Genomic DNA, 6,146 nt, shown 5'->3' with positions numbered 1-6,146 from the left:
GCAACAATGGAGATATTAGAAAAATGGACCCAACCTATACATAATTGGGGAGCTACGCTAGCGGAGCTTTCAATAGTATTTGAAGATCAATTAAAAGATGAATTAGCTTAGAAGCTTGTACTTTTTATAAATTATATGCATACTATTTGATTTTTTTGAAATACTAAAAAAGGTAATAAGAAACATTATTAGTATTTCTTAAATATAAAAAAATATTACTGGAAATGAAAATTTCCAGTAATATTAAAACAATAAAAATAATAATTACACAGAATTATCTATTCTCTCCTTAATATTAAAATAAAAAAGAAAACTTATAAAGTTTATTAATTCTTTATAAGTTTTCTTTTTTTGTAAGTAATTATATTAATATATTTGGTAATCTATTTTTTAATTCCTCTAGATCTGAATTATTTCTTTTAGCATAATCTTCTAATTGATTGTAATCTATTTTATAAACATCAAAATATTTAGCTTCACTATTTGCAAAATATAACCCACAAACTGATGATGGAGGATCCATCATATTACTTTCCGTAACTTTTACTCCAGTTGCTTCTTCTCCATTTAATAACTTAAATATCTTTCTTATTTCTTTTTGATCCTTTATTGATGGATAACCTACAGCTGGTCTTATTCCCCTATACTTCCCAGAAAGTAACTCATCATAATTTAAATTCTCATTACTTGAATATCCCCAATAGCTCTTTCTAACATCTAAATGCAATTTTTCTGCAAAAGCTTCTGCTAGCCTATCACATATAAAGCTTAAAAGCATAGAATTATAGTCATCTCCATTTTCTCTTAAGTTATTAGCATACTCTTTAGCCTCAGTTCCACTTGTTACTAAAAATGCACCAATATAATCATCAATTTCTAATCCCTCCGGAGCTATATAGTCGCTTAAAGAAAGGTTTATATTATTTTTATTTTTCTTTTGTTGTCTAAACATATTAAAAGTTTCTATTAAATTATTATCTTTATCAAAAATCCTTATATCATCTTCAGCAGAACTTGCTTTAAATAACCCAAATACTCCTTTTAGTTTCACTATTTTGCTATTTTCTAAATCATCCAATAATTTATTTGCATCATAATATATTTTGTTGGCTTCTTTGCCATAGCTATTGTCTTCTAAAATTTGTGGAAATTTCATTTTCATTCCCCAAGCTGAAAAAAAGAAACTCCAATCTATAAAAGGCCTCAAATCTTTTATAGTATAATCATAAATTTCTTTCACACCTAAAAAATTAGGTTTTTTAATAAGAGTATTTTTCCAATCTATTTTTAATTTATTTTTTCTTGCTTCTTCTAATGAAATAAATTCAAGTTTTACCTTTTCATAATTTTCTCTTTGTAACCTGTAATCCTCTTTAGTTTTCTTTATAAATTTATCTTTTTCTTTTGATACTAATATCTTACAAATTTCAACAGTTTTAGATGCATCATATCCATATATTACTGGTCCACTATAATTAGGATCTATTTTTAATGCTGTATGAACTTTAGATGTAGTTGCACCACCAATTATAAGTGGAATATTTAAATTTCTTTTTTCCATTTCCTTTGCTACTGTTATCATTTCACTTAAGGATGGAGTTATCAATCCACTTAACCCAATTATATCAACATTTTCCTTAATTGCTTTATCTATTATTTCTTCGCACGGAACCATGACACCTAAATCTATAACTTCAAAGTTATTACAAGATAAAACAACTCCAACTATATTCTTTCCTATATCATGAACATCACCTTTTACAGTAGCTATTAATATTTTTCCATCCCGAGTAAACTCACCATCTTTTTCACTATTTATATACGGCGTTAGGTATGAAACTCCTTTTTTCATAACTCGTGCTGATTTTACTACTTGAGGCAAAAACATTTTTCCATCTCCAAAAAGTTCTCCTACTTTTTTCATTCCATCCATTAAAGGGCCTTCTATTATATCTAAAGTCCTATCATATAAATTTAATGATTCTTTTAAATCTTCTTCTATATAATTAGTAATTCCTTTGACTATAGAGTATTCTAGTTTTTCTTTGCAAGTTAAGTTTCTCCAATCCTCTTTACTTTCCCCGCCTTCTCTTAAATCATTTTTATATAAAGTAGCAGCTTCTAAAAGTTTTTCACTTGCATCTTCAGAACTATTTAAAATAACATCTTCAACTAATTTAAGTAAATCTTTTGGAATATCGTCATATATCTGAATCATACTTGGATTCACAATCCCCATATCCATACCATTTTTTATAGCATGATATAAGAAAACTGAATGCATAGCTTCTCTTATTTTATTATTACCTCTAAAAGAAAATGATAAATTACTAACTCCACCTGAAACCTTAGAATATGGTAGATTTTCTTTTATCCATTTAGTTGCATTTATAAAATCTAAAGCATAGTTATTATGTTCTTCAATCCCTGTTGCTATTGCTAAAATATTCGGATCAAATATTATATCTTCTGGTGGAAAATTAACTTTATTCACTAAAAGATCATAAGCTCTTTTACATATACTTATCTTCTTTTCATAATTATCTGCTTGACCTTTTTCATCAAAAGCCATTACTACTACTGCTGCGCCAAAATCTTTAATAATCTTTGCCTTCTTTAGAAAATCTTCTTCTCCATTTTTTAAAGAAATAGAATTCACTATATGCTTCCCTTGAATTACTTTAAGACCTTTTTCTATAACTTCCCATCTTGATGAATCAATCATTATAGGTTTAGCTGAAATATCAGGTTCTGAAGCTAAAAGTTTTAAAAAATAATCCATTTCTTTTTCACTATCTAAAAGCCCATCATCAAAATTTATATCTATTATTTGAGCACCATTTTCAACCTGCTCTTTAGCAATAGAAAGAGCTTCTTCATATTTCTTTTCCCTAATAAGTCGTGCAAATCTTAAAGATCCTGAAACATTCGTTCTTTCTCCAATATTAATAAAATTACTTTCTTTATTCACCTTGGTTATTTCTAATCCACTATATACACTTTCTATTTCAATTCCTTTTACAATTCTTGGTTTATAGTTTTTAGCTATATTTGCAATTGCTTTTATATGTTCATAAGTAGTCCCACAGCATCCGCCTACTATATTTAGATATCCTTCTTTTAACATTTCTTCAATACACTTTGATGTTATTTCAGGTGACTCATCATAAAACCCTAATTCATTAGGCAAGCCTGCATTTGGGTAAACTGATACAAATAGATCCTGAGTTTCTGATAACTCTTTTATAAATTGATTTAAATCTCTCGCTCCAAAAGAGCAGTTTAGTCCTATTGAAATGATATTTTCGTTTTTCATAGAAGCAGCAAAAGCTAAAAGATTTTGTCCAGATAAAATTCTTCCTGATTTATCTGATATTGTTCCAGATACCATTATAGGAAGGATTTTATTTTTCAACCTGAAAACATCATTTGCAGCCATAATAGCAGCTCTTGCATTTAATGAATCAAAAATTGTTTCTATTAAAACTAAATCAATACCTCCATCAATTAAAGCACCTATTTGTTCTACATATGCATCTTTTAACTGGTCAAAAGATATATTTCTATATCCTGGGTCTTCAACATTTGGAGATAATGATGCCATTCTATTAGTTGGCCCTATAGATCCTGCTACATATCTTTTTTTACCATCCTTTTTAGAAAAATCATCACACGCCATTTTAGCTAGCTTTGCACTTTTATAATTTAAATCATAAACTAAATTTTCAAGTCCAAAATCACTTTGTGATATTCTATTTGAATTTAATGTATTAGTTTCTATTATATCTGCACCTACCTCTAAAAATCCTCGATGTATTTCATCAATTACTTCTGGCTTTGTTATACTCAATAAATCATTATTTCCCTTTTGATCTATAGGAAATTCTTTTAATAAATCTCCTCTATAATCAGCTTCTTTTAACATAAATGATTGAATATTAGTTCCCATTGCCCCATCTATTACTAAAATTCTTTTTTCTAAGTCTTTTACTATTTCAAAATCTCTCTTCATTATACAGCCCCCCTTTAATAACTCTAAATATTATATACACAACTAATATCAATAAAAAAATCCCTTCTAAAATAAGAAAGGATTATATACAAACTCTATTACTCTTATTTTTCAGAAAAATCTGTAGGATTTAGCACCACACTAGAAAGCAGGTTGCTGGGTTTCAAAGGGCCAGTCCCTCCACCACTCTTAATAAGATATTATTTTATATAATTATATAATCTTTATTATTTATTGTAAATATGTTTCAATAAATAATTACGTTTAAGTTTAATTTTTATATAAATTGTTAGTATTAATTTTTTATATTATTAATTCATCTATATTAAAGGAATAATATTTTAATTCATAACAAAAAATAAGATAAAACTTTTATTTAAGGAGAAAAACTATGGACAAAAACTTACAGCGTGAAGAAATCGAAAAAATTTATGGTAAAATAAGTCCATTTGAATTTAAAAATAGGTTAATAGAACTAGCTCATGGTGAAAATGAAAAAACAGCCCGTATTCTTTTAGACGCTGGTAGGGGAAATCCAAATTGGACAGCATCTACTCCTAGAGAAGCTTTTTTTACATTTGGTCTTTTTGCTGTTGATGAAACTAAAAAAGATATTAATAATGGTGATTTAGCTGGAATGCCTAAAAAAAATGGTATTTATAATAGATTCATAGAATTTATAGATAAAAATAATATTTTACCAGGGACAGAATTACTAAAAAAAATAATTGAATATGGAATAAATGAAAAAAGCTTTAATGCTGATGATTACTTATATGAATTAACGGATGCAATTATTGGAGATAACTATCCTGTGCCAGATAGAATGCTGTATCATATTGAAGAAATAGTTCATGATTATTTAGTACAAGAAATGTGTTACAATAAGCCTCCAAGTGGTAAATTTAATATTTTTGCAGTAGAAGGAGCTACTGCAGCAATGTGTTATATATTTGATACTTTACGATCAAATATGCTTCTTAACCCTAAAGATAAAATAGCAATAATGGTACCAATTTTTACTCCTTATCTAGAAATACCTGTTTTACCTAGATATGATTTAGAAATAGTTCCTATAAAAGCTACTGAAACAACAATTGATGGTACACATACTTGGCAATATCCATTATATGAATTAGAGAAACTTAAAGATAATTCTATAAAAGCTTTATTTATAGTGAATCCAAGTAATCCACCTTCTGTTTCATTAAGCACTGAGTGTAGAAAAAACCTAGTTTCTATTATAAATGAATATAATAAAGATATAATGATAATTTCTGATGATGTTTATGGTACGTTCGTTCCTGAGTTTAGATCATTAATGGCCGATTTGCCTTATAACACTATAGGAGTTTATTCCTTTTCTAAATATTTTGGAGTTACAGGATGGAGATTAGGGACTATAGCTATTCATGAAAAAAATATATATGATAAACTTTTGAAAGAATTATCAAAAGATAAAAAGAAAATTTTAAATAGAAGATATGGTGATATGAAATTAAACCCAGAAACTATACCTTTCATTGATAGGATAGTTGCAGATAGCAGACAGGTCGCCTTAAACCATACAGCAGGCCTTTCTACACCCCAACAAGTACAAATGGCATTTTTTTGTGCATTTGCATTATTAGATGATGAAAATATATATAAAAAACAAACTATAGAAATATGTCATAGACGTCAAAAATTACTATTTGATAGTCTTGGCCTAAGCTTAAGAAAAGATATAAATGATGCAGCTTATTATACGGAATTTGACTTATTAGAGTGGGCAAATTACAATTATGGTTCAGAATTTGCAAATTATCTTGAAAGCAGTTATAAACCAGTTGAGGTATTATATAGATTAGCTGAAGAATCATCCATTGTATTATTAAGTGGATCTGGCTTTCAAGGTCCAGAATGGTCTATAAGAATTTCTTTAGCAAATTTAAGAGATGAAGATTATACTACTATAGGAAAAACTCTACATGGAATTCTTGATGAATTTGTAATTAGATGGAAAGAAAGTGAAAAGTAGTAATAGAAATAAAGCTAGACTTGAATAAGCCTAGCTTTTATCTCTATTTAGAAGTGGATTTATATTATTAAAAGATACTAAATTGTAGTACTACCATAAAATATAGTAGTACTA

At 27.6% G+C, this 6,146-nt stretch carries 2 protein-coding genes and 1 riboswitch; of the genes, one reads left to right on the top strand and one right to left on the bottom strand.

Features of this window, described 5'->3' with window-relative positions; genetic code table 11:
• Positions 1-361: 361 nt before the first annotated feature.
• Entirely contained in the window at positions 362-4,012 is a 3,651-nt protein-coding gene (gene metH / locus CSBG_RS07970) for a methionine synthase (RefSeq protein WP_008678561.1), read from the bottom strand.
• A gap of 101 nt (positions 4,013-4,113) precedes the next feature.
• Positions 4,114-4,211, bottom strand: a riboswitch (SAM riboswitch).
• 192 nt (positions 4,212-4,403) lie between these two features.
• On the opposite strand from metH, the gene aspD reads away from it, so the two are divergent.
• The gene (gene aspD / locus CSBG_RS07965; RefSeq protein ID WP_008678560.1) at positions 4,404-6,032 is read left to right on the top strand and encodes an aspartate 4-decarboxylase; all 1,629 of its coding nucleotides are present in this window, start codon (positions 4,404-4,406) and stop codon (positions 6,030-6,032) included.
• Positions 6,033-6,146: the final 114 nt, after the last annotated feature.

Origin of the sequence: Clostridium sp. 7_2_43FAA, assembly GCF_000158375.2 — a bacterium.
Classification (GTDB): Bacteria; Bacillota; Clostridia; order Clostridiales; family Clostridiaceae; genus Clostridium; species Clostridium tertium.
Note: the sequence above shows the minus strand (reverse complement) of the source record. Positions and strands in the feature narration are given on the sequence as shown.

Bases quoted from the DNA above. Each gene is read 5' to 3' on its own strand.
- metH (WP_008678561.1), bottom strand. From the start codon at position 4,012: ATGAAGAGAGATTTTGAAATAGTAAAAGACTTAGAAAAAAGAATTTTA.
- aspD (WP_008678560.1), top strand. From the start codon at position 4,404: ATGGACAAAAACTTACAGCGTGAAGAAATCGAAAAAATTTATGGTAAA.